The sequence below is a fragment of the Nocardia sp. CA-145437 genome (assembly GCF_050956485.1).
Classification (GTDB): domain Bacteria; phylum Actinomycetota; class Actinomycetes; order Mycobacteriales; family Mycobacteriaceae; genus Nocardia.
On the sequence record NZ_CP191204.1, the window covers coordinates 268,730 to 292,825 of the forward strand.

Consider the following 24,096-nt stretch of genomic DNA (forward strand, 5'->3'; position numbering starts at 1 on the left):
CAGCGCTCGAGCATGTGAAATACCCGGCCCGGGTCGCGAATACGCGGCCCGGGCCGAGTGTTGTACGGGTATGTGTACAGCGGTGGGCGCGAGACCGAAACGGTCCACACGCCCGAGCGGTCCGCGCTACGTTGAATATGCGCGGGTGGACACGGTTACTCGTTCCAGGTCGAGGTGGTGGAGATGAACTCACAGGCGCGCCGGGACGGCTCGCGGCGTGAGCAGGCGTCTCCCGAAAACTCCACGCAGGCATACGTTCCCGTGAATATCGACGACGAACTCGAGGCCATGGGCCTGTTCGACGCGGAGGAGATCGGCCGGGGCGGGTTCGGGGTGGTGTACCGCTGTAGCCAGCGCGCCCTGGACCGGGTGGTGGCGGTGAAGGTGCTCTCCGCGGAGATCGACGACGAGAGCCGGGAGCGGTTCCTGCGCGAGGAACACGCCATGGGCCGGTTGTCCGGGCATCCGAACATCGTGGACATTCTCCAGGTGGACGTGACGCCGACCGGGCGGCCCTACATCGTGATGCCGTACGCGACCCGCGGTTCCCTGGAACAGGTGGTGCACGACAACGGGCCGCTGTCCTGGGCGGATTCGCTGCGTGTCGGGGTGAAGCTGGCGGGGGCCATCGAGACCGCGCATCGTGCCGAGGTGCTGCACCGGGACGTGAAGCCCGCCAACGTGCTGTTGAGCCGGTACGGGGAACCGCAGCTCACCGATTTCGGAATCGCGCGCATCCCGGGCGGTTTCCGCACGTCCACGAGTTTGATCACCGGGTCGCCCGCGTTCACGGCGCCCGAGGTGCTCAAGGGCGACGAGCCGACCGTGCGCTCGGATGTGTATGGGCTCGGCTCCACCCTGTTCGCGCTGCTGACCGGGCACGCCGCGTTCGAGCGGCAGGCCGGGGAGAAGGTGGTGGCGCAGTTCCTGCGCATCACCAGTCAGCCGGTGCCGGACCTGCGGGAACTGGAGATCCCGGCGGATGTGGCCGCGGCCATCGAGGCGGCCATGTCGCCGGAGCCGCGGGATCGGCCCGTCAGCGCGGTGGAGTTCGGTGAGCTGCTGCGCGGGGTGCAGGGCGACCACGGTCAGGTGCCCGACGAGATGGCCTTGATCGACGGCGCGGAACTCGGTGCGGACGGCCACGATCCCTCGGCGCCGACGTATTCGACCCAGCGCCGGCACACCGTGGTGACGGCCCCGCGCAACCGGTCGCTGACGCTGCGCCCGACCGGCAATCCGAGCGCGGTGTTCGGCACCGGCAATACGTTCCCGCCCACGGCCACAACGAAATTCCTGCCGCCGACCCCGGCGCGGGAACCGATCGCCCGGCCCCGGCTGCTGGAGCCGCTGCGGTCGGGCGGCCGCCGCCGGCTGGCGGTGATCCACGGCCCGGCCGGATTCGGCAAGAGCACGCTGGCCGCGCAGTGGTGTGCCGAGCTCACCGATCGCGGGGTGCCGGTGGCCTGGATCGGCATCGACCGCGACGACGACAACGAGGTGTGGCTGCTGGCCCACATCATCGCGGCCATTCGCAAGGTGCGGCCGGAGATCGGCGCGGGACTGGAACAGCTGCTGGAGGAGCGGCCCGCCGAGGCGGTGCCGTACGCGGTGTCGGCGCTCATCGACGAGGTGCGGGCCGGCGGGACCCCGGTGGTCGTGGTGGTGGACGACTGGCATCGGATCACCGACGCCGGGGCGCAGCGGGTGATGGCGTCGCTGCTCGACAATTGTTCGCACGAACTGCGTTTCGTCATCACCAGCCGGGAGCGGGCGGGGCTGCCGTTGAGCCGCATGCAGGTGGCCGACGAGCTGATCGAGCTCGGGTCCCCGCAGTTGCGGCTGACCGAGTCGGAGACCCGGGAAATCCTGGTCGACCGGCTGGGATTGGAGTTGAGCGACCGGCAGGTCGAGCAGATCCACACCGCCACCGACGGCTGGCCGGCCGCGATCCAGCTGGCGGGATTGTCGCTGCGCGCGGCGGATCACGATGTCGACCGGCTGATCATCGGGCTGTCCGGTGACAACAAGGCGATCCGGGAGTATCTGGCCGAGAACGTGCTCGGCGCCATCGAGCCGCGCATGCTCGAATTCCTCGGCGCCATAGCGATTCCCGAGCGGGTGAACGCGTCGCTGGCCGAGGCGCTGTCGGGTGCGAAGGACGCCGCGGATCTGCTCGACGAGGCCGAGCAGCGTGAGCTGTTCGTGCACCGGATTCCCGACGATCCGAGCTGGTACCGGATGCAGCCGATGGTGGCTGAGCATCTGCGGGCCCGGCTGGACCGGGCGCAGCCGGGGCAGTTGAAGAAGTTGCACGGCAAGGCGTCTCGGTGGTTCGCCGAACACAATCTGATCAAGCAGTCGGTGGATCACGCGCTGGCCGCCACCGATCTGAAGTACGCGCTGGACCTGGTCGAGAAGGGCGGCATGGATCTGATCGACAGTTCGCGGCTGGCCACCCTGTTCGGCACCGTGTCGAAACTGCCGGTCCAGCAGGTGACTTCGCGGTCCAAGCTGTTGATGGCGCTGGCCCGGGCGAATGTGAATCTGCAGCAGTCCGGGGCGGCGCGGACCGCGCTGGGCCGGTTGTCCAACATGCTGGCCCGCAGCGGCACCGACGATGCCGAGGCGGTGACCCAGCGCTGTCAGGCGGCGGTGCTGGCGGCGGCCGACCAGGTGGCGCGGGACCGCACCGAGGGCGTGCTCGACAAGATCACCGAATGTCTGAAGCTGGCCGACGATCTCCCGGCGTGGACGGTGTCCACGGCCGCGAATCTGGCCTCGTTCGTGCGGCTGTGCGGTTTCGACTTCGAGGGCGCGCGCGACATGCAGGACTGGGCCGCTCCCTTCCACGCGCGGTCGGCCGACCCGCTGGGCGAGGTGTTCGGCCTGTGCGCCCGGGGCGCCGCCGCCTACGAGCAGCTCGATATCGCCACCGCCACACGGTGTTTCGAACAAGCCTGGCAGACCGCCCGCGATCGCGCCGGGTCCCGGTCGGACGCGGTGCGGGTGGCGGCGGCGCTGCTGGGCGAGGTCGCCTACCGCCGCGGCGACCTGGACAGCGCCGAGCGGCTGCTGGATCAGAGCCACGAATTGACCACCCGCGTCGGCCCGGTCGACTTCCTGGTCACCACCTTCGTGAGCGGCGCGCGCGTGAAGGCGGTGCGCGGCGACCTGGCGACCGCCGCGGCTCGCCTGGACGAGGGCGCGCGGATCGCCGCCGACCGTAAGCTCACCCGGCTGGCCGCGCAGGTCCGGGCCGAGCGCCTGCGGCTGGGCCTGCCCGCCGATGCACTGAGCGCGGGCCTGGTCACCGACCCGATGGCGCGCACACCGCGGCATGCCACCGGTGCGGCGGTGCTGACCGCCGAGGCCGAGGAGATCGCCACCATCCGGGCGCTGCTGGCCCGCCACTATCGCGGCGACGACCGCGCCACCGACGACCTGGCCCCGCTCGGCACCGACGACACCGTGGTGAAACGGGCCCGCGTCCTGCACTCCCGGATCCAGGAACAGCACCGGCCCCGGGCCGAACTCGATTCGGCGCTGCTGCTGGCCGAGTGCCTCTCCACGGCGGGCTGGCTCGGGGAGTCGATCGCGACGCTCACGCCGGTGGTGCTGCGGTGCGCCGAGCTGGGCTGGTCGCGGCCGCTGCTGGATGCCGGGCCGGGCGTGCTCACCATCCTGCGGACCATGCGGCACGAGATGCCGTTGGACGCGGACGGTCAGGAGGCGCCGCGTCGCTTCCTGGACTCACTGCTGTAGGACGGGTCGCAGGGTATTCACAGCGTTTCTCGAGGAACGGCGGACACAATCGCCGTCGTGTTCTCGCCGCATGCGCCGTCGCAGTCACCGCCGCTCGGGCCGCCGCCCGCGCCGCACCCGCCCGCCGCCCGCAATGGCTACGGGGGCTTCCACCACGGGGTTTCGCTCTTGCACGGGTGGGTGCCGCAGGTGGTGGCGTTCGTGGCGGTGCTGCTGCTGGTGATCGCGTTCGCGCGGGCGACGCGGCGCTGGTGGGTGCTGTGGATGCCGGTGTGCGCGGTGGGCGGCGTCGCGGCGGCGTGGGCGGCCTGGGATTTCGTGGACGATCAGGGGCTGGCCTCGGATCCGGCCCCGGCGTTGTTGTGGGCGTCGGTCGGGTTGACGGCCGCCGGACTGGTGGCCGCGATCGTCGGACTGCGGACCGGCGGCTGGTGGCAGCGGATCGCGGCGGTGCTGGCGGTCCCCGCGGCGCTGCTGTACACCGGCGTGGTGCTCAACCAGTGGGTCGGCTACTACCCGACAGTGCAGGCGGCATGGGATGCGCTCAACGCGGATCCGCTACCGCACCAGGTGGATCTGGACGAGCTCGCCGCATTGCGCAAGACGGATGTGGGAACCGGGCGCATCGTGGAGGTGGATATTCCGGAGGCGGGCAGCGACTTCCGGCATCGGCGCGAATACGTGTACCTGCCGCCCGCCTGGTTCGCCGGTGACACCCCGCCCACCCTGCCCGCCGTGATGATGATCGGCGGCGAGTTCAACACCCCGGCCGACTGGGTGCGCAGCGGCCAGATCATGCCCGCCGTGGACGCTTTCGCGGCAAAGAACAGCGGGCAGACGCCGGTGCTGGTGTTCGTCGATTCCGGCGGCAGCTTCAACAATGACACCGAATGCGTGAACGGCCCGCGGGGCAACGCGGCCGACCACCTCACCAAGGACGTCCCCGGTTACGTGGAGTCGGAGTTCGGCGTCTCGAAGGACCCGGCGCAGTGGGCGGTGGTGGGCTGGTCCATGGGCGGCACCTGCGCGGTCGACCTGGCCGTCATGCATCCGGACCTGTTCGGCACCTTCGTCGACATCGCCGGTGACCTGGGCCCGACCGCGGGCTCCAAGGAGCAGACCATCAAACGCCTGTACGGCGGAAACGCCGACGCCTGGGCGCAATTCGATCCGCTGACGGTCATGGAGAAGCACGGTCCCTACACGGGCGTGGTCGGCGTGTTCGACGACCTGACCGCGCCCAAGCGCACCAACAACGCGGGCGCGAACGGCGCACCGAACGGACAGCCTCGGAACTTCCCCGGGATGCCCAAGGTGAGCGAGGAACAGATCGGCAAGGGCGGCCGCGACGGCGTCCAGGACGCGAACGAGGAAGGCGCCGCCGAGCAACTGTGCGACGCGGGCCGCAAGGTCGGCATCGACTGCACCGTGCACACGACGGTCGGCGGTCACACCTGGCAGTTCGCCGCCTCGGCCTTCACATCGTCATTCCCCTGGCTGACAGCCCGTTTGGGGATTCCGGTGCCCGGCCTGTCGTCGTGAGAGGGAACGGGCGCGCGGCACCGGCAGCATGCCCGTCCTCCGGAGGTTATGCCTTCCACCAGGGGCGGAGGGGCACGGTCCAGGTCTGGTCCGCGGGGAGTTTGACGCCCAGGATCTGGTGTAGCTGCACCACATTGCGTTCGAACCCCAGCTGGCAGCCCGCCATGTACAGGCCCCACACCTTGGCGGTGCCCTCGCCGACCTCGGCGACCGCGTCGTCCCAGTTCTTCACCAGGTTGTCGCACCATTCGGCGAGGGTGAGGGCGTAGTGCTCGCGCAGGTTCTCCTCGTGCAGCACCTCGAGGCCCACGTTCTGGATCTCGGAGATGATGCGCCCCGAGCCCGCGAGTTCGCCGTCGGGGAAGACGTAGCGGTCGATGAAGTCGCCCGCCTTGGTGATGCGGGTGTTGTCCGGCCGGGTGATGGAGTGGTTGAGGAACAGGCCGCCGACCTTCAGCTTGGACTTGATGTAGTCGAAGTAGGCCGGGTAGTTGTGCACGCCGATGTGTTCGGTCAGGCCGATGGAGGACACCGCGTCGAAATTGCCCTCGCGCACGTCGCGGTAGTCGGAGTGCCGCGCCTCGGCGAGGTCGGACAGGCCTTCCTCGGCGATCTTGGCCTGCGCCCATTCGGCCTGCTCGGCGGACAGGGTCGCGCCGATGACGTGGACGCCCTGCTTGGCGGCGTAGCGCACCATACCGCCCCAGCCGCAGCCGATGTCGAGCAGCCGGTCGCCGGGCCTCAGGTTCAGCTTCTCGAAGACCAGGCGGTACTTGTTCTCCTGCGCCTGTTCCAGCGTCCAGGCCGGGTCCTCGTACGCGGCGCAGGTGTAGGTCATGGACGGGCCCAGCACGTATTCGTAGAACGTGTTGGAGACGTCGTAGTGGTGGTGGATGGCCTCGGCGTCGCGAGTCTTGCTGTGCCGCAGTCCCTCCAGCGCGATGCGCCGCCAGCGCGGCATGGCCTCCTGCGGCGGCGGGGGCACCGGCTTGAGCAGTTCCCAGCCCAGGGAACGGGCGATGACCACCAGCTGCAGCGCGGTGGGACGGCGGAACTTCATGCCCGCCATGGCCTTCAGGAGTTCGTACGGGTCGCCGGGTTCGACGCCGTGGGCGATCAGGTCCCCGGCGATGTAGGCGCGCGCCATGCCGAGGTCGCCGGGCGCGGTGGCGATGTAGTTGACGCCGCGGGGCGTGAGGATCTCGAGGCCGAATTCGGAGTCCTCGGGTCCGGCGGTGCTGCCGTCGTAACAGGTCAGGCGGATGGGCACCGGGCCGTCGAGCAGGGTCGCGAAGATCTCGGCAATACTCAGTTTGGTTCCGAGCTCGGCGAATACGTCGGAACGGTCCTTGTACGTGGTCACTTGCGTTGCACCGCCTTCGAATACAGATCCAGTAGACGAGAATCCGGGTCGTAGCGTTTCTTGAGAGAGGAGTAGGCGCCGCCGCCGTAGTAGAGGCCGGCGAATTCATCCTGGTCGTAGAAGGAGTCCGAATACAGCGATTTGTGACCGTCCAGTTCGGACACTCTGCGTTCGATGGCGCGGTTGGCCACGCCCTCGGGCTGTCCCGGCACGGTCGGCACGGCCGACCAGAAGCCGACGTTCACGTAGGTGCGCTCGGGTTCCAGCGGGTAGAGCGGCCAGGGCCGTTCGCCGTCGCTGTCGCGCAATCGCAACGGGCACAGCCAGATCGGCTCGATCGGGATCTCCCGCAGGAACCATTCCACGAAGTCCGCGGTGTGCTCGAGCGGCACCTCGATGTCCTGCACCACCCGTTCGCGGGGCGGATTCCCGTGCCGCGCCTCGATCTTGTCGCCGATGCCGTACTTGTGGTCGAGGGCGATGAGTTTCCAGTAGAAGCTGGAGCGCCGGTACCGCTGCGGCCAGAAGCGCCGGATGCGCGGGTTCTGCGCGCCGAAGGCCCGCGAGCACCAGAACCAGTCGGTATCCCAGCGCCACAGGTAGTCGTGGATGGTGAGCCGGTCGCGTGTGGGTCGCGGGGAGTCGTGCTGGATGGACCGGTAGTAGATGTCCATGCCGGTGTAGTCGCTGACCGGGCCGGGTTCGTCGGTCTGGCGGCCCAGGATCAGGTAGCTCTCGTCGGCGGTGAAGACCACGCCGTCGAGGTAGTCGACCGGTTCGCCGTCCCAGGCGCGGTCGGCGATGATCCGCGCCATGGCGGCCTCGAGTTCGCGCAGCCGGTGGAAGCGAACGTGCCGCACCTCGACAAAAGGGTCGACGGTTTCCAGCTCGATTTTCAAGCGCGTCGAATAACCCAGCGTTCCATACGAATTGGGGAATCCGCGGTACAACTCCGCGTGCTCCCCGTCGCGGGTCGCGGTGATGATCTCGCCCGCCCCGGTGAGGACGTCCATCTCCAGCACGGATTCGTGCGGTAGCCCATTGCGGAACGAGGTGGATTCGATGCCGAGTCCGGTGACCGCGCCGCCGAGGGTGATGGTCTTGAGCTGCGGCACCACCAGCGGGGCCAGTCCGTAGGACAGCGTGGTGGCGACCAGGTTCTCGTAGGTGGTCATCCCGGCCACGTCGGCCGTGCGGGCTTCCGGGTCGACCGCGATGACCTGCGTCAATCCGGACACGTCGAGTCCGGGTGCGGTGCTGCGGGCGCGGGCCCGGAAGAGATTGGACGTTTTCTTGGCCAGCCGGACATTGGCATCCGGCGGTATGGCGCGGTAGGAGGCCAGGAGGCGATCGACCCCAGCCTGATGCGCGGCGAAACCTGATTCCTGTGCGGCCGGTGCGCGGCCGGCCTTACCCAACAGACTCACTGCCACCCTCGAAAACCTAGCGTGCACCGACCGGTACGGCCAGCAAGAAAGCACCGGCGGGGCGGGTTTTCACACATAGTTTCCCTGTGTGCGGGCAGGCGTGACCTGCCCTGTAGTCAGAGTATTCCCCGTCACACCGTGATGATTCTTACTTTGGCTAACATTTGGCTTACGGTGTGGCGGAGCGGTTTACAGCGGGTCGTCGAGTTCCATCTGCCGGATCTGCGGCAGATACGGGTCCAATTCGCCCGCTTCGAACCGGCACATGCCGATCACGTGCCAGAACTGGCCCGCCGTCAGACCTTCGGTCTTGTAGCGGCCGTCCGGCGTGAACGCCACCCAGCCCTCCGGCAGGCCCAGCAGGGTGGCCCGCGCTTCCGGCGCCGCGTCGGACTCGTCCAGCGCCCACACCATGATCGAGCCGTCATTGCCGCCGCTGGCCAGCAGCCGCCCGGACGGATCGAAGGCCAAGGACCGCACCCGGTTCCGATGGCCGTGCAGGGTGTGCCGGTGCTCGCCCGTGGCGATGTCCCACAGGTGGATCACCAGGTCGTCGCCCGCCGTGGCCAGCAGGCCCGACCGCGCGTCCCGCGCCACGCACCACAGCCGCCCACGATGCAGGTCCAGCCGGTGCAGCGGAGGACCCCCGGCCCGGCTCCAGATCCGGACCGTGCCGTCCCAGGAGATGCCCGCGACCAGGTCGTCGTGCAGGACCACCCCGTAGACGCGATGCCCACCCGCGCCGCTCGGCGTCGGATCCGACAGCGTGCCCACCAGTTCCCCGGACTCCACCGCCCAGAGCCGGATCTGCCCGTCGTCGCAGCCGGTGGCCATGGTCGCGCCGGTGGCGTCGAAGGCGATCGAGCGCACCCGGCCGCGATGGTCGGCACAGACCGCGTGCTCGCCGCCGGTCTCACGGGTCCACAGCGTCACGGTGTCGTCGTCGTTGGCGGTGGCGATGAAGCGGGCGGTCGGGTCGTAGGCGATGGCCCACACCGGCGCGGAGTCGACGGTGATCTCCCGTTCGGCCTCGCCGGTGCCGATATCGGACACCCGCAGCCGCCCGGCATTACCGACCGTCACCAGCTGGGTGGCCCGGGCCGGGCTGAACACCCCCGATTCCACCGTGACCAGCCCGTCCGCGCTGCCCCGCAGGCGGCGGGTGAGCCGCCCGGTGGCGGCGTCCCAGAGCCGGACGCTGCCGTCGTTGCCGAAACCGGCGAGCACTGTGCCGTCCGCGTTGAAGGACACCGCGCGCACGTGCCGCCCGTGTCCGTTGAGGGTGTGCAGGCGTTCGCCGGTGGCGGGATCCCAGACCCGCAGCGCGAACTGGTCGTCGGCGATGGCGAGCTGGGTGCCGTCGGGCCGGAACGCGAACGGCCAGATGGATCCGGTGTGCCCGGTCAGCTTGTGCAGCGGCGCGCCGGTGCGGCCGTCGCGCACGTAGACCGCGCCCGCGGTGTCGCCGGAGGCGAGCATGTCACCACCCGGATCGAAGCCGAGCCAGTGGATGCGGGCACTGCCGTGTTCGGTGCGGTGGTGCCGCCGCACGCCGGTGCCGGTGTCCCACAGCCGGATTCCGCCCGCGAGATCGCCGCTGGCCAGGATGGGTTCGGTCGGGTGGAAGGCGATCGCGTAGACGATGTGCTCGTGCCCGGACAGGTCGTGGACCAGGGTTCCGGTGGCCGGATCCCACAGTCCGAGCACGCCGTCCGCGCCCCCGACGGCCAGCAGCGTGCCCATCGGATCCCAGCAGACGCGGCGGACCGGTCCCGGCGTGGCCCGGAAGCCGCCCAGCTCGGCCCCGGTGCCCAGGTGCCGGATCCGCACCGTCCCATCGTGATACGCGGCGGCGAGCCGGTCGCGGTGGAAGGCGAGGCTGTAGATGCGTTGCGGGCGGCCGTCCGGCGGCGGGAATTCGTGCAGCAGTTCACCGTCGGGGAGTCGCCGGACGCGCAGCGTGCCGGCCGCGTCGCCGGTGGCGAGCAGGGTTCCGGCGGTATCGGTTTCCAGTGGCCAGGGCCAGTTCTCGTGTCCGGTCAGGACCGCCCTGACCGCGCCGCTGGCGGCGTCCCAGATCCGCACGGTGCCGTCGGCCGAGCCGGTGACCAGCACCTGTTCGGTGTAGGCGAGGGCGAAGGTGCGGTCGCGGTGCCCGTGCAGGGTGCGCAGGGTGCGCCCGGTGTCCGCGCCGTAGACGACCACGCTGCCGGAGTCGCAGCCCACGGCGATGGTGCCGCCGTCCGGACTGTAGGCCAGCGGTCGCGGCAGTCGTCCGCTCTGCGCGTCCACGCCATGCTTGACCCCGATGGCGGCGGGAGCGAATTCGGTCAATGGCGGGGTGCCGGGCACACGGCCGGACCCGGCCAGGTCGGTCCCGGCGGGTCGGCCGATGACGTCGAGCAGCGCGGCCCGGGTCCACCGGCTGCCCTCGCCGCGCACGCCGGTGAGGTCGGTGCGGGCCAGGCGGGCCCCGGTCAGGTCGGCGCGGCCCAGATCGGCGCGGACCAGCGAGGCCTGATCCAGGTGCGCCCGGTGCAGGCGGGCTCCACGCAGGTCGGCGTTCTGGAGATTGGCGCTGGTCAGCTGGACTTCGGTCATATCCGCTCCGCGGAGGTCGGTGCCGACCAGGGAGGCCTGGTCGAGTTGCGCGCCCACCAGCCGGACGCCGCGCAGGACGGCCTGGTCCAGCACCGCGCCGGTGAGCCGGGTGGCGGTCATGTTCGCGCCGGTGAAATCGAGCTGCCGCAGATTGCGGAAGGACAGGTCCTCGCGTGACAGGTCGAGGCCGCGCAGGTCCTTGTCGGGGCTGATGCGCAGCCGGGCCGCGACCCGGGCGGCATTGGTGCGGGTGATCTCGTGTTCGTCCGGATCGTCCTGGATGCGTTCGACCCAGGCCTGCAGTAGCTCGACTTCGGCCAGATCGCAGAGGAATTCGACGGCGAGGGGTTCCAGCTGCGCCTGCGCCGGCGGCGCGGGTTCGGCGACCCCCGCGCTCAGCTGGGTGGCGATGGCCTTGGCCACCAGCCAGTCCCGCACCGACGAGTGGATGAAGCCGAAGCGGTTGTCGTCGGTGCGCACGATGAGGCTGCGGGAGCCGAGGGCGTGCACGAACTGCGCCACATTGAGCCGGCTCGCGTCGATCTCCTGCACGGCGGCCTGCGCGACCTCGGTCAGTTCCGTGAGATTCAGGTAGGGCCGCCCGTTCTCCCACACCCGCAGCGCGAAATACGTGACGGCGAGCCACAGTTCGGTGAGGCCCAGGGTGGGCTGGGAGCTGGCACGTTCCGGGGACCGCTCGATCTCGTAGGTGAGCCAGCTGGTCAGGATCTCCTCGTACAGCCGCGTGGGGCCGATGATCCGGCGGGCCCCGGCCGCGGTGCGCAGCCGCTGCTCGTCCAGGTCGGCGATGAAGCTCAGCATGCGCGGATTGCAGGCGAGTTTCAGCAGGCCGGGAATGCCGCGCAGCAGCCGCATGCGGGCGTCGGCCGAGGGCCCGCCGGGACCGTAGCGGTTGACCAGGAAGGCGTGCACCTGCTCGTCGGTGAAGTTCTCCACACTCAGGATGTAGCGGTCCGGGTGCGGGTCCTCGCGGGTGTCGAGGGCCGCCGCGATCTGGTCGTAGGACTTGAAATGCTGTGTGCGCCCGGCCACCACGACCTTGGCCCGCCCCACCGCGGCCTGCAGCAGGGTGGCCATGTGCTCGGCGGCGCTGTCGTAGTTGAGGCGGGTGAGCAGTTCGTCGAAGCCGTCGAACAGCAGCACCACCCGGCCCTGCTCCAGCATGTACCGCAGGGCGCGCAGGTCGATGCGGGATTCGCCGTTGTTGGCCAGGTGCGCCGCCAGCAGGGTGTCCAGGGAGCTGGTGCGATCCAGTTCGCGCAGCTCGATGTGGATGGGCACCAGTCCGGTGGTGGTCTCGGCGATCCGGCGGGTCAGCTCGCGCAGCGCGAAGGTCTTGCCGAGTCCGAAATCCCCGAGCAGCAGCACGAATCGGCCGTCCGCGGCGGTCACCAGGTTCATGAGTTCGGCGACCAGATCGTGCTGCACCTCGCGCCCGCGCGGGGCCAGCATGCGGAAGCGCTGCGGCACATACAGTTCCGGCGGATAGGCCGGGTCGTCGCGGAGACGGACCGACTGTTTGCGCAGGTAGTCGCCGAGTTCGACCATGCCCTGGAAGTCGGTGAAGCTGCGGATCCGCACGCCCTCGGCGGCCGCCCGGTCGGACAGTTCGCGGCTCGGGGCGGGACCGAGGTAGATGAGCTGGGAGCCGGGTCGCGGTTCGGGGCCGAGGAAGGCGTCGAGGACCTGGCCGGTCACTTCGCCCACGTGCGCGCCGATGATGAGCTGTTCGATGACCGGCTCGGAATTCACCGTGACCAGCAGGTAGTGCGGGTCTGCGGTGATGCGGCGGATGCGCGCTCCCGGATAGCGCACCTCGCACACCTCGGCGACCTGCTCCAGCAGCATGTCGTGTGGGCGGGCGGTCTCGTTCGTGCGCGGTTCCGGGCGGGGCGCGGGTGGGGGAGCGGGCAGTTCCCGGGGGGCCCGGCTCTCCAGCGCCACCACGGCATTCGTCCAGGTGAGGGCCTGCGGGACCGGAGGCTCCGGCGGTTCGTCGTAGCGATAGCGGGTGAGTCCGGCATCGGTGATGTGGACCAGTTCGGCCTGACCCGGTGCGGGGGCGGACAGGACGGGCAGCGTGCCGCCCGGGTGCGCGAGCGAGCGTCCCGCCCGGCCGGGGCCGCGCAGCAGCAGGTTCAGGCGCGGACCCAGGCGGCGGAAGGTGCGTTCGGCGTCGCGCAGCACGCCCGCGTCGTAGGGCGAGGTGTTCGGGCCGGGGGCCGGATCGTGGCGCAGCACGCCCAGCCGGAACCAGCCCTGCGCCTCCTGGGCGCGCAGCTGCTCGGCGAACCAGTCCTTCTGTTCGTCGCCGATGGCGCCGTAGTCGTCCTCGGGGCGGTGGGTGGCGGCCATGGTCGAGTTCAAACCGGCCACGACCAGCCGTAATCCGGGGATCGGGAACAGCGTCCAGGGCTGGCCGACATCGAAGACCAGGTGGTCGAGGCCGCGGTAGAGGGTGTTGAACATCTGCTCGAACAGGCGCAGTTTCGCGAAGTAGGGCGCGCGGGGCAGGCGGTCGTTGGCCTCGCAGTCCAGGAAGTGGGCGCGGCAGGCCAGTTTCGAGATGTCGTGGTTGCCGGGGACCACGATCAGCCGGTCGGGTTCGAGTTTGAGCAGCACGCGCAGGCCGGTGAGAAACGCGGTGGCCTTGCGGAATTCGGTCGGATGCGCGGATTCGGTGAGATCGCCGCTGACCACGATCAGATCCGGCGGCGGGGCCTGACGATCCACCAGCTCGGTGACCGCGCCCCAGATGTGGGACTGCAAACCCTCCGGATCGGTGGGGATATCGGCCGACGCCCGCCCGAACCGAGGACCGCCGATATGCAGGATGGACAGCCCCGCGTGGGTGCGAGCCGCGGCCATATCCCCCGGGAAGGCCGGTGGCGACAGCGGTCGGCGGCCCGGCGGTCTGGGCTCCGGTGCCGCGGACCACAAGTCGTCCGAACGCGGGCTCGCCCGCCGCCGCGGCATCCACCGCTCCGACAGCATCCGCTCGACCCGGTCCAGCACCCCCCGCCGCATCTCGGCCTCGTCGGTCACCCCGAACAGGTCCAGGCAGGCGACCCCCGTCGGCAGCCATTCCAGCGAGCAGTCGCTGACCCGGATGGCCAGCAGCTTTCCCGGATCCACGTCCAGCGCGGCCTGCCACTCCCGGTTCGCGTGCCGCGACGACACGTAGTCGCGGGTCAGCACCGCGATCACCAGATCCGCCTCGCGCACCCCGCGCTGCACGAACTCCCCGTAGTTCGCCGCCGGATCGAAGTCCCACGACGACACCAGGGTTCGATACCGCCCCTCGGCGTGTTCGAGCAGCCATCCCAGCCAGATGGCCCATCGCTCGTCGGCCGCCGAATAGCTCGTGAACAGTAACCGCCCGCCCCACCCCGTCACACCGCCCAGTATCCCGCCCCCGAAACCACCCCGCGGCCAATCGAATTGACCTCTTTCCCAATTCTCAGATCATGCGCCCGGCCCGAGCCTGGGATCATTGGCTGATGCCCGAACACGTCGAGCAACTGGGGCAGATCCCATGAACGCCATACAGTTGGCCCTTGCCATGGGCATCACCGCCCCGCTGGCCCGAGCTTTTGCGAAAATACTGGTGGTTCGGATAGCGCTGAAAGGCGTGCCGGCGGAAAACAAGGCCGCGGTGCTGCGTGCTACCGCGGAAATCGTGGGCGATCGGCGGCGCGGGCGGACCCGTGGATAGCCCGATCGTAGATGATGAGCTGCGTGCCCGGTGGAGGCCGAGCGCCCTGGACGTCGTCAGGGTCGGGTTGCTCGTGGCCGGCTTGCTGTGCGTCGCGACCGGTCTGTTGCCGCGGGCTGAGGCGGCGGACAATATGCGGCGGATCGCGCCGCTGCTGTTGTTCCTGGGCAGCGTGATCGTGCTGGCGAATCTGGCGCGGCGGGCCAAGGTGTTCGATGTGATCGCGCACCGGCTGGCGATCATCGCGGGCGGGAACTACGCCGGGTTGTTCCTGCTGTGCGTGCTGTTCGCGTCGGTCACGACGACGGTGCTGAACCTGGACACCACCGCGGTGCTGCTGACACCGGTGATGATCGCGCTGGCCGTGCCCGCGCGGATTCCGCCGCTGCCGCTGGCCATGACCACCCTGTGGCTGGCGAACACGGCGAGTCTGCTGCTGCCGGTGTCGAATCTGACCAATCTGCTGGCCGCGGATCGGGTGGCCTTGGACGCCACCGGGTTCGCGGCCCGCATGTGGCTGCCGCAGTTGCTGTCGATCGCGGTGACCATGGTGTGCCTGTGGTGGTGGTACTGGCGGCGGTCGCAGCGCGGGGCCGAACGGTATGTGGTGCCGGAACCGATCCGGCCCGCGGATCTGCGGGAACGAGTGCTGCTGTACGCGTCCGGGGGCGCGTGCGCGCTGTTCGTGCTGGCGATTCCGTTCGTGGGGGACCGGATCGGGATCGCGGCCACGGCGGCGGCGGCCATCGCGGTGCTGGCCTTCGCGATCTGCGATCGATCAGCGCTGCGGCCGTCCCTGTTGCCGTGGCAGCTGCTGGTTTTCGTGGCGGGCCTGTTCCTGGTGGTGCCGACGCTGTCGCGGTACGGGCTCTCGACGCTGATGGAACACCTGATCGGGCAGGACACCAGCGGGCCGGGCGTGTTCCGGGCCGCCGGGGCGGGTGCCGCGCTGTCGAACATCGTGAACAATCTGCCCGCCTACACCGCGGGGGAGGCGGTCGTGCACGGCGGCCGGGATCAGTTGCTGGCCTTGCTGATCGGCGCCAACGTGGGTCCGGTGGTGACGCCGTGGGCCTCCCTGGCCACCCTGCTCTGCCTGGAGTTCTGCCGCACCCACGAGGTGCGGGTGCCCATGCGGCGCTTCGTGCTGACCGGCCTGGTGCTGGCCGTCGCCGCGACCACCGCCGCGACCGCGGGGCTGCTGCTCACCGGCTAGAACGTATTGGCCGGTCGCAGTGCGTATTCCACGATCTCGGTGACATCGTCGTCGGTGTACACGGCGGGCAGCGGTAGCGCCAGCCGCTCCAGCAGCCGCCGCACCTGCGCGATGCTCGGTTCGGCGGGTGGCCGCAGCTCGCTGTCGCGGCCCAGCGGAACGTGGCGGGCCTGCTTGAAACTCAACGCCAATTCGCGGGTGAGATCGGAGTATTGGGTCTTGCCGCGTTCGAAGAGCAGCGCCGGGGTGTTCGAGCCGCGCTGATTGGTGATGACCACGCTGTCGGACATGTCCCAGCGGTAGGTCGACACCACCGCGGACAGCGCCAGCTCGATGGTCAGCAGCTCGGACTGGGCCCGGTACCAGGAGCAGGCCACCACCGTGGCGAAGGACTGCTTGCGAATCCGGTCGGTGGTCCACGGTCGCCCGGTCGCGTCGCCGCCCGGCTGCAGTGAATTGCGATGCTGCGCCTCGACCTCACACAGCTGCTCGTCGCCGGGGTCCAGGATCTCGACCCGCAGATTCAGCAGGTGCTGTTCGGCCCGTACCCGGCCCAGGAAGAACGGCAGCGTGGTGGCCCGCAGATAGGTTCCGGTGCCGCCCTTGTAGAGCCAGTTGTCGGTGTCGCGGCGGGCCATGGCGTGCGCCTGATCCACCTCCGCGCCGTAGAGCAGGCGCACCGCGGCGGTCTCGCCGACCAGCCGGGCGATCCGGTTGCGGTCCCGCAGCAGCGTCACCGCGAGCAGGCTCAGCACCAGCAGGATGGCATTGCTCACCGGATCGAGCTTGGTGTTCTTGTCGATGAACTCGACGATCACCGCGGTGATCGCGATCACGATGGCGACCACCGCGTCGATATTGAGCCGGAGCCAGGTAGCGAAGCGGGTCATGGGCGGCGTCCTCCCCCGAGAGATGTCACCCAGGATAGGTGCCGCGTAGCATGACCGAGCGGTAACAGGGCAGAGTGCCGGTCAGCCCGCAATCACTAAGGAGCACATGGTGGGACAGGTCAGCGCCTCCAGTTCGATCGTCGTCGCGGCGGATCCGAAGCGCACCCTCGACGCGATCGCCGACTACGAAACGGTCCGGCCGAAGATCCTCTCCTCGCACTACCGCGACTACAAGGTGGTCGAGGGCGGCCAGGGCGCGGGCACCGTCGCGGAGTGGACCCTGCAGGCCACCGAGAAGCGGTCCCGCAATGTGCGCGCGGCCGTCTCGGTCTCCGATTCCATGGTGACCGAACGGGATTCGAACTCCTCCATGGTCACCGCCTGGACCGTCACCCCCTCGGGCTCCGGCTCGCTGGTCACCGTGCGCACCACCTGGAAGGGCGCGGGCGGCATCGGCGGGATCTTCGAGGGCATCTTCGCGCCCCTCGGCCTGAAGAAGATCCAGGCCGAGGTGCTCGAGAACCTGAAGAAGGAACTGGCCTAGTTCGGCTGATCCTGCGCGATATCGAAGAGGTTGCCCTCGGGGTCGGACAGCGTCGCCCACTTCACGCCGTATTCGTCGAAGTCGGCGAGATGCTTGGCCCCGAGCGCGACCGCCTTCGCGATCTCGGCCTGCTGGTCGGGTGAGTGCAGGTCCAGGTGCACCACGTTCTTGCCCGGGTTCTTGTCGGGCACCTTGATGAACATGAGCGTCGGTGTGGCGGCGCCGTTGTCGATGGTGGCGAAGAATTCGGTCGCGCCGTCGTCGACGGGACGCTCGAACAGCTGCGCGTAGAACCCCGCCAGCTCGGCGGCGTTGTCGCAGTCGATGGTGATGTTCCCGAGGGACAGTGCCATGGTTTTTCTCTCCTTTTCAGAGCCGGCCGATCGGCCAGCAGACTTCGGTGCGGTAGTCGGCGGGTTCGGCGTCGCCGGGACCCACCAGGTAGAGCTCGCGCACGGGTTCGGCGAGCGCGGTGTCGTGTTCGGCGACGTGGCTGCCCAGCGCGCCGTAGGTGCGGTCGAATTCTGTGAACGGGCCCGCGTGCACCGCGATGGCGAAGCGGCGGGCCGGGAGGTCCAGCACCGTCGCGGCGTCGAACCGGTCCCGGTGCCGGGGATCGATGGGCACGAAAGTGACGACCTCGCCCCGGTCTTCCTCGAAGAACGAGAGCGCGTAGGTCGCGCCGGCCGGTCCGGCGGGCGCGAGATCGGCGGCGGCCAGCGCCCCGTAGAGCTCCCCGAAACTGTGGTCGCACCATTCATCGCAGTTCTCGCGCGCCACGTCGGCGGACATGGCGATCACGGGATGGCTGGTGATGGAACGGTATTCGACGCTGATCCGGTCGGATGGCAGCAGCAGCGCCTTGAGTGAGGCCACCACGTCGCGGGTGCGCACCAGCTCGGCCTCCATCCGCTCGAGATGCGCGCGGATCGCCGCGTCCCGCGCCACCTGATCCGGGGCGGCCATCACCGCCTTGATCTCCGGCAGCGGCATGTTCAGCTCGCGCAGCCGCTTGATCAGGTGCGCCTGATCCACCTGGGCGGTCGAGTAGAACCGGTAGCCAGAGTCGGGGTCCACCGCGACCGGCTCCAGCAACTCGATCTCGTGGTAGTACCGCAGCGTCTTGATGGTCAGGTAGGTGAGCCGGGAGAACTCACCGATCGGAACCGTTGCCGTCATGCTTTCAGCGAACACCCTCCAGCGAGGGGAGAGTCAAGCGAGCGGTCGCGTGTCGGCGACTAGGCTGGGGTGCGATCACCATCCCCCAGGAAGGACGCGCCGTGCAGCCCGGTGAAGGTTTCGATTTCCAGCAGTTGATGGCCCAGGCCCAGCAGATGCAGCAGGCGGTGATGGCCGCGCAGCAGGAGATCGCGGAGTCCGAGGTCGAGGGCGAGGCCGGCGGCGGCTTGGTGCGCGCCAAGATCCGCGCCACCGGCGAGGTGCTGTCGCTGACCATCGATCCCAAGGTGGTGGATCCTTCGGATGTGGAGACCCTGCAGGACCTGATCATCGGCGCGCTCAACAACGCCATGGACACCGCGCAGAACCTGGCCGCCGAGCGGCTGGGCCCGCTCGCGGGCGGTCTCGGCGGCGCGCTGCCCGGACTCTGAGCGGGGCTGGGTAGGTGTACGAGGGTCCGGTTCAGGATCTCATCGACGAACTGGGCAAACTGCCCGGTGTCGGCCCGAAGAGCGCGCAGCGCATCGCCTTCCATCTGCTGTCGGTGGAGCCGCCGGAGATCGACCGGCTGCAAGCCGCGCTGCAGAAGGTGCGTGACGGGGTGCGGTTCTGCGCTGTCTGCGGCACCGTCTCCGATGGCGAACTGTGCCGTATCTGCGCCGATCCGCGCCGCGATCGCACCATGATCTGTGTGGTCGAGGAGCCCAAGGATGTGCAGGCCATCGAGCGCACCCGTGAATTCCGGGGCCGTTATCACGTGCTCGGCGGCGCACTCGATCCGCTCTCGGGCGTCGGCCCGGATCAGTTGCGTATCCGGGAATTGCTGACCCGCATCGGAAATCAGGATGACGGGGTGGACGTGTCGGAGGTCATCATCGCCACCGACCCGAATACCGAGGGTGAGGCGACGGCCACCTATCTGGTCCGTATGCTGCGCGACTTCCCGGGGCTGAGCGTGACGCGTCTGGCCTCGGGCCTGCCCATGGGCGGCGATCTCGAATTCGCCGATGAATTGACCCTGGGCCGCGCCCTTTCCGGCCGTCGCGCGCTATAGCCGGTCCGGGGGTTTCGGGGGGAACCCCCGGGAGTCGATCAGGTCCAGGTCGGCGGTGCGGGCAGCGCCGCCGGCTGCGGGCACGGAATGTGCTGCACGTTGCGGGGGATATCGGCGCCGGCGCCGCTGGCGTGTAAAGCCACGGCAATGGCGAAGGTGGCCGCCAAACCCGCCACCAGTGCCAGGCCCTTACGCAAGGTCCCGGTTTTCAGGGACGGGCGTAGCTTCATCTTTCGCTCCTCGCCTCGGTGATAATGCGTCGACCTGGAACACCGCGTGCAATTAGCCCTGTGTTGAACTAACTGAAGGCTAGCTTTCCGTCCGCCCCCCGCAGCACATTGTGGGGGGTTGGAACCGGAAATTGAAATCTTCCCGTTATTTCTGGTCAGAACGTTAGACGCTGCCAGTCCAGGGCATCGAATCCCGAACGATCTCCGGTCGCCCAGCCCCAGATCAGGTCGGCGACAATTCGCGGGTCGTTCGCGGTGGCGGCGAAATGCTTGTCCGGAGAGCCGTCCCGGTATTCGAGGTCGTAATGCCCGTCCGGGTGGCGATAGGTCTGGATATAGACCTGATCGGCGGTTTCCGCGATCAGATAGGGACCGGGCTGACCCAGCTCCGGAATCCACAGGTCCACCAGTTGTTTTGTCAGGTAAGGAAATTCGCCCGCCCCGCCGTGGGTGACCGCGGCGGCCACCGATCCGGCCGGATCCGCCAGCCACGACAGCTGCGGATCCCACACCGCGTACCCGTGCGGCGTGCCCAGCTCGAACAGCAGCGAGCGGGTGTGCCCGATGGCGTCGTACTGGGTGGACACGAACAGCGCGTCACCGAGCACGCCGTCGGCGGCGGGCGCGCCCAGGAAGCTGTCGACCTCGGGCAGCTCCGCATTGCGTTTGTCCAGCTCGGCCGCGATCCCGGTGATCGCCTCGCCGGCCGGGCGGCCCTCCTGGCCGGTCAGATGGTCGTCCACCTCGGCGGGGGAGGACGCGACGCCGGAGGGCAGCAGAACGAGGTCGTAACTCACCCGGCCAGGCTAGTGGCTAGCCCGCGCGAGTCCGCCGCCCGGTCTCCGCGCAGGCGCAGCCGCCGGCCGCGTCGCCGCAGTCGGCCACGAACAGGTGCCGGGCCCGATCGGTGTCGAAGCATTCGGATTCGGTGCATTCCACCGGACCCGCGGCGTGCACGATCAATGTCCCGTGACAGTGATCGAGGGCCGATTCGCATAGTGAGCAACCGGCAGGATGCACCGCAACCTCCTTCAGCCGTTCCTATGGTGATAACACTCGCCACCGACAAGCGCGGGAGGACACCGCGTGTCGTCCGAACTGTCGGAAAAACTCCCGCGTGCCTGGGGTCCGCCGTGGTGAACTGGACGGATGGGGATCAAGGTTTCCCTCGAACACCGCACCACCTATTCCTTCGACCGCCCCGTGCGCGTCCACCCGCACGTGGTCCGGCTACGCCCCGCCCCGCACACCCGCACCGCCATCGAGGCGTACTCGATGCGGGTGACGCCGGGAACCCACTGGGTGAACTGGCAGCAGGACGCGTTCGGGAGCTTCCTGGCGCGCTTGGTCTTCCACGAACCGACGCCGGAGCTGTCCATCGTGGTCGGACTGATCGCCGACATGGACGCCATCAACCCGTTCGACTTCTTCGTCGAGGATCGGTCCGAGCACTTCCCGTTCGAGTACTCCCCGCAACTGGCCGCCGACCTGGAGGCGTACCTGCGGCCGGTGGCCGACGGCGAAAACGACGCGGGGCCAGGCGGTCTCGTACGCGACTGGGTGCGCCGCCACACTCCGCGCGACCGGCCCCGCACCATCGAATTCCTGATCGCCGTGAATCAGGCACTGCGCCAGGACGTCGCGTACACGATCCGGATGGAGCCGGGCGTGCAGACGCCCGGCCACACCCTGCGCGCCGGCCTGGGGTCGTGCCGCGACTCGGCCTGGCTGCTGGTCTCCATCCTGCGCGAATTCGGTCTGGCCGCCCGTTTCGTCTCCGGCTACCTCATCCAGTTGGCTCAGGACGTCCCGTCTCTGGACGGCCCCTCGGGCCCGCCCGCCGACTTCACCGACCTGCACGCCTGGACCGAGGTGTACCTCCCCGGCGCGGGCTGGGTCGGCCTCGACCCCACCTCCGGGCTCTTCGCCGGAGAGGGCCACATTCCCTTGGCGGCCACCCCGCACCCGGTGTCCTCGGCCCCCATCACCGGCGCCACCGACCCGGTCACCGCCACCCTCGACTTCTCCAACACGGTCCGCCGCATCCACGAGGACCCCCGAGTCACCCTGCCCTACACCGATTCCCAATGGGAGCGCATCCGCGCCGCAGGCGCCGCGGTCGACGCCCGCACCACCGCCGCCGGAATCGACCTCACCATCGGCGGCGAACCCACCTTCGTCTCGGTCGACGACCAGACCGCCCCCGAATGGACCACCGAGGCCGACGGCCCCGCCAAACGCGACCGCGCCGCCGACCTCGCCGACCGCCTCCGCCGCATCTACGCCCCCGCCGGTCTGATCCAGTACCGCCAAGGCAAGTGGTACCCCGGGGAACCCTTGCCGCGCTGGGAAATCGCCCTCACCTGGCGCGATGACGACGAACCCCTCTGGAGCCACCCCGACCTCCTGACCCAGCCCTCCCCGGCGGCCGCCGAAGCGCCGGGCCCCACCGATGCCCGCGCCGCGCGTGCGCTGATCAGCCACATCGCCTCGGGTTTGGGTCTGCCGGATGGTCAGGTTCGGCCGGCCTTCGAGGATCCGCTGCGCCGGATGGCGGCGAAAGTCGCTGCGCCGTCGGGAGATCCGATCGGATCGGAGGAGGATCTCGCGCCGAGCCGGGATTCGGTGCGGGCCCGCCGCGAGCTGCTGGAGCGGCTCGACACCGCGGTCGGCGAGCCCGTGGCCTCTGTGCTGTCGATGTATCGCCGGGCTGACGAGGCGGGCTGGGCAAGCGCGGACTGGCGGTTGCGGCGCGGCCGAATCATGCTGACCGAGGGCGATTCTCCGGCCGGATTGCGGCTGCCGTTGGGGTCGGTCGCCTGGAACGCGCCGCCGCCGAGTGCGGAGGCGGATCCGTTCGCGCCCCGCAAGCCCTTCGTGGCCGGCGAGCCCGCGGCGGTGGTCGAGTCCGCCGAACGGGCGCCCATCTCCGCGCTGGTCGCCGAGATCCGCGATGGACAGCTGTACGTCTTCCTGCCGCCGATCGGTGAGTTCGGGGCCTTCTGCGATCTCGTCCGCCGGGTCGAGGAAGCGGTGGTGGCAGTGGGCGTGCCGATCGTGCTCGAGGGGTATCCGCCGCCGGTGGACGACCGGCTGCACACGCTGTCGCTGGCTCCCGATCCGGGCGTGCTCGAGGTGAATGTGCAGCCCACCACCGGGTTCGGTGAGCAGTCGCGGTTGCTGGAGAACCTGTACGAACAGGCGCGGCTGGCGCGGTTGAGCACCGAGGCGTTCGATGTGGACGGCACCGATCGGGGGACCGGGGGCGGTAATCACATCACGCTGGGTGGGCGGACGCCCGCGCGGTCGCCCTTGCTGCGCAGGCCGGATCTGCTGGTTTCGATGCTGACCTATTGGCAGCGGCATCCGGCGCTGTCCTATCTGTTCTCCGGCCGGTTCATCGGGCCGACCTCGCAGGCACCCCGGGTGGACGAGGGGCGGGAGGACACGCTCTACGAGTTGGAGATCGCGTTCGCCGAGATCGCGCGGTTGAGCCGGGCCGCGGCGGACGAGGATTCCGCGGAGTCCGTCGCGCCGCCGTGGGCGGTGGATCGGGCCTTGCGGCATCTGCTCACCGATCTCACCGGCAATACCCATCGCGCCGAGTTCTGTGTGGACAAGCTCTACAGTCCGGATTCGGCGCGCGGCCGACTGGGTCTGGTGGAGTTGCGGGGCTTCGAGATGCCGCCGCATTTCCGGATGGCCATGGTGCAGTCGCTGCTGGTGCGGGCGCTGGTGCTGCGGTTCTGGGAGCATCCGTACACGGCGCCGCTCATCCGGCACGGCGCGAATCTGCACGGACGCTATCTGCTGCCGCATTTCCTGCAGGCCGATATCGCCGATGTCGCGGCCGATCTGCGCGCGCACGGTATCGAATTCGAGACCAGTTGGCTCGATCCGTTCTCGGAGTTTCGTTTTCCCCGCTTCGGTTCGGTGGTACTCGGGGATATGGAAGTGGAACTGCGCGGGGCGATCGAACCGTGGAACACCCTGGGTGAACAGACCACCGCATCGGGGACCGCCCGGTACGTGGACTCGTCGGTGGAGCGGCTGCAGGTGCGGGTCACCGGCGCCGACCGGGACCGATACGTGGTGACCTGCAATGGCTTCCCGCTGCCGCTGGTCCCGGCCGGACGCGCGGACGTGCAGGTGGCGGGCGTGCGGTATCGGGCCTGGCAGCCGCCGGAATCCCTGCACCCCACCATCACCGTGGACGCGCCCCTGGTCTTCGACGTGCTCGACCTGGAGACCGGGCTGTCGCGCGGCGGCTGCACCTATCACGTGAGCCATCCCGGCGGCATGTTCTACGCCGGGCCGCCGGTGAACGCGGTGGTGGCGCAATCGCGGCGCAACCGGCGCTTCGAATCCACCGGGCACACTCCGGGTCCGGTCGATCTGGCCGATGTGCGTGCCAAAATGGCCATACAGGCGACGGACGTGGGCGCGCCCGGAATACTCGATCTGCGCCGGGCGCGGACCGTGTGGGGCACGGCCGATGGTCCGCGGGCCCACCCGAACGTCGGCGATCGATAGGCATACCCGGGGAAGT

Annotated in this window: 17 protein-coding genes; 8 read left to right on the forward strand and 9 right to left on the reverse strand. The window is 69.4% G+C overall.

All coding sequences use genetic code 11. From position 1 onward, the window contains the following. The first annotated feature begins 183 nt into the window (after window positions 1-183). Window positions 184-3,765 (forward strand): protein kinase domain-containing protein, encoded by a 3,582-nt coding sequence (locus ACQPYY_RS01215; protein WP_433592482.1) that lies wholly within the window; start codon window positions 184-186, stop codon window positions 3,763-3,765. A gap of 57 nt (window positions 3,766-3,822) precedes the next feature. Beyond that, window positions 3,823-5,307, forward strand: a complete 1,485-nt coding sequence (locus ACQPYY_RS01220; protein WP_433592483.1) for an alpha/beta hydrolase — start codon at window positions 3,823-3,825, stop codon at window positions 5,305-5,307. A gap of 46 nt (window positions 5,308-5,353) precedes the next feature. Here ACQPYY_RS01220 and ACQPYY_RS01225 read toward each other — a convergent pair whose 3' ends face one another. The 3 genes from ACQPYY_RS01225 to ACQPYY_RS01235 all read right to left on the reverse strand — a co-directional run bounded on the left by ACQPYY_RS01225 (window position 5,354) and on the right by ACQPYY_RS01235 (window position 14,115). Beyond that, a complete protein-coding gene (locus ACQPYY_RS01225; protein WP_433592484.1) occupies window positions 5,354-6,670 on the reverse strand; it encodes a class I SAM-dependent methyltransferase in 1,317 nt (438 codons plus the stop codon). Beyond that, entirely contained in the window at window positions 6,667-8,097 is a 1,431-nt protein-coding gene (locus ACQPYY_RS01230) for an FAD-binding oxidoreductase (protein ID WP_433594537.1), read from the reverse strand. Before ACQPYY_RS01230 ends, ACQPYY_RS01225 begins: the two co-directional genes overlap by 4 nt. A 189-nt stretch (window positions 8,098-8,286) precedes the next feature. After that, the gene (locus ACQPYY_RS01235) at window positions 8,287-14,115 is read right to left on the reverse strand and encodes a pentapeptide repeat-containing protein (RefSeq protein ID WP_433592485.1); all 5,829 of its coding nucleotides are present in this window, start codon (window positions 14,113-14,115) and stop codon (window positions 8,287-8,289) included. A 139-nt stretch (window positions 14,116-14,254) separates the two neighbouring features. Between ACQPYY_RS01235 and ACQPYY_RS01240 the strand changes: the two genes are divergently transcribed. Together ACQPYY_RS01240 and ACQPYY_RS01245 are read left to right on the forward strand one after the other, a co-directional pair. Then, entirely contained in the window at window positions 14,255-14,434 is a 180-nt protein-coding gene (locus tag ACQPYY_RS01240) for a hypothetical protein (protein WP_433592486.1), read from the forward strand. A 73-nt stretch (window positions 14,435-14,507) separates the two neighbouring features. Further along, window positions 14,508-15,650: an SLC13 family permease gene (locus tag ACQPYY_RS01245; RefSeq protein ID WP_433592487.1), complete on the forward strand. Its 1,143-nt coding sequence runs from the start codon at window positions 14,508-14,510 to the stop codon at window positions 15,648-15,650. Here the strand turns inward: ACQPYY_RS01245 and ACQPYY_RS01250 are convergent. Further along, a complete protein-coding gene (locus tag ACQPYY_RS01250) occupies window positions 15,647-16,540 on the reverse strand; it encodes a hypothetical protein (RefSeq protein WP_433592488.1) in 894 nt (297 codons plus the stop codon). The genes ACQPYY_RS01245 and ACQPYY_RS01250 overlap by 4 nt on opposite strands. Before the next feature lie 109 nt (window positions 16,541-16,649). Between ACQPYY_RS01250 and ACQPYY_RS01255 the strand changes: the two genes are divergently transcribed. Then, window positions 16,650-17,084 (forward strand): SRPBCC family protein, encoded by a 435-nt coding sequence (locus ACQPYY_RS01255; protein WP_357275397.1) that lies wholly within the window; start codon window positions 16,650-16,652, stop codon window positions 17,082-17,084. Here ACQPYY_RS01255 and ACQPYY_RS01260 read toward each other — a convergent pair. Both ACQPYY_RS01260 and ACQPYY_RS01265 read right to left on the reverse strand, forming a co-directional pair. After that, window positions 17,081-17,437, reverse strand: coding sequence for a VOC family protein (locus tag ACQPYY_RS01260; protein ID WP_379103487.1), 357 nt, complete (start codon window positions 17,435-17,437; stop codon window positions 17,081-17,083). The genes ACQPYY_RS01255 and ACQPYY_RS01260 overlap by 4 nt on opposite strands. Before the next feature lie 16 nt (window positions 17,438-17,453). Continuing rightward, window positions 17,454-18,263, reverse strand: coding sequence for a MerR family transcriptional regulator (locus ACQPYY_RS01265; protein WP_433592489.1), 810 nt, complete (start codon window positions 18,261-18,263; stop codon window positions 17,454-17,456). A 101-nt stretch (window positions 18,264-18,364) separates the two neighbouring features. Here ACQPYY_RS01265 and ACQPYY_RS01270 point away from each other — a divergent pair, with 101 nt between their 5' ends. Further along, complete coding sequence (locus ACQPYY_RS01270; RefSeq protein WP_357275404.1) at window positions 18,365-18,694, forward strand: YbaB/EbfC family nucleoid-associated protein; 330 nt, start codon at window positions 18,365-18,367, stop codon at window positions 18,692-18,694. Window positions 18,695-18,708: 14 nt separating this feature from the next. Further along, window positions 18,709-19,317 (forward strand): recombination mediator RecR, encoded by a 609-nt coding sequence (recR, locus tag ACQPYY_RS01275; RefSeq protein ID WP_379103495.1) that lies wholly within the window; start codon window positions 18,709-18,711, stop codon window positions 19,315-19,317. A gap of 38 nt (window positions 19,318-19,355) precedes the next feature. Here the strand turns inward: recR and ACQPYY_RS01280 are convergent, their stop codons facing one another. The 3 genes from ACQPYY_RS01280 to ACQPYY_RS01290 form a co-directional block, all read right to left on the reverse strand. Beyond that, window positions 19,356-19,547, reverse strand: coding sequence for a hypothetical protein (locus ACQPYY_RS01280; protein ID WP_357275408.1), 192 nt, complete (start codon window positions 19,545-19,547; stop codon window positions 19,356-19,358). 155 nt (window positions 19,548-19,702) lie between these two features. Further along, window positions 19,703-20,344 (reverse strand): hypothetical protein, encoded by a 642-nt coding sequence (locus ACQPYY_RS01285; protein ID WP_379103497.1) that lies wholly within the window; start codon window positions 20,342-20,344, stop codon window positions 19,703-19,705. Window positions 20,345-20,360: 16 nt separating this feature from the next. Next, window positions 20,361-20,504, reverse strand: coding sequence for a hypothetical protein (locus tag ACQPYY_RS01290; protein WP_379103500.1), 144 nt, complete (start codon window positions 20,502-20,504; stop codon window positions 20,361-20,363). 192 nt (window positions 20,505-20,696) lie between these two features. Here ACQPYY_RS01290 and ACQPYY_RS01295 point away from each other — a divergent pair, with 192 nt between their 5' ends. Next, window positions 20,697-24,080, forward strand: a complete 3,384-nt coding sequence (locus ACQPYY_RS01295) for a DUF2126 domain-containing protein (protein WP_433592490.1) — start codon at window positions 20,697-20,699, stop codon at window positions 24,078-24,080. Window positions 24,081-24,096: the final 16 nt, after the last annotated feature.

Coding starts and splice junctions, on each gene's coding strand:
- ACQPYY_RS01215 (WP_433592482.1), top strand. CDS start 184: ATGAACTCACAGGCGCGCCGGGACGGCTCGCGGCGTGAGCAGGCGTCT.
- ACQPYY_RS01240 (WP_433592486.1), top strand. CDS start 14,255: ATGAACGCCATACAGTTGGCCCTTGCCATGGGCATCACCGCCCCGCTG.
- ACQPYY_RS01250 (WP_433592488.1), bottom strand. CDS start 16,540: ATGACCCGCTTCGCTACCTGGCTCCGGCTCAATATCGACGCGGTGGTC.
- ACQPYY_RS01260 (WP_379103487.1), bottom strand. CDS start 17,437: ATGGCACTGTCCCTCGGGAACATCACCATCGACTGCGACAACGCCGCC.
- ACQPYY_RS01295 (WP_433592490.1), top strand. CDS start 20,697: ATGGGGATCAAGGTTTCCCTCGAACACCGCACCACCTATTCCTTCGAC.
- ACQPYY_RS01265 (WP_433592489.1), bottom strand. CDS start 18,263: ATGACGGCAACGGTTCCGATCGGTGAGTTCTCCCGGCTCACCTACCTG.
- ACQPYY_RS01280 (WP_357275408.1), bottom strand. CDS start 19,547: ATGAAGCTACGCCCGTCCCTGAAAACCGGGACCTTGCGTAAGGGCCTG.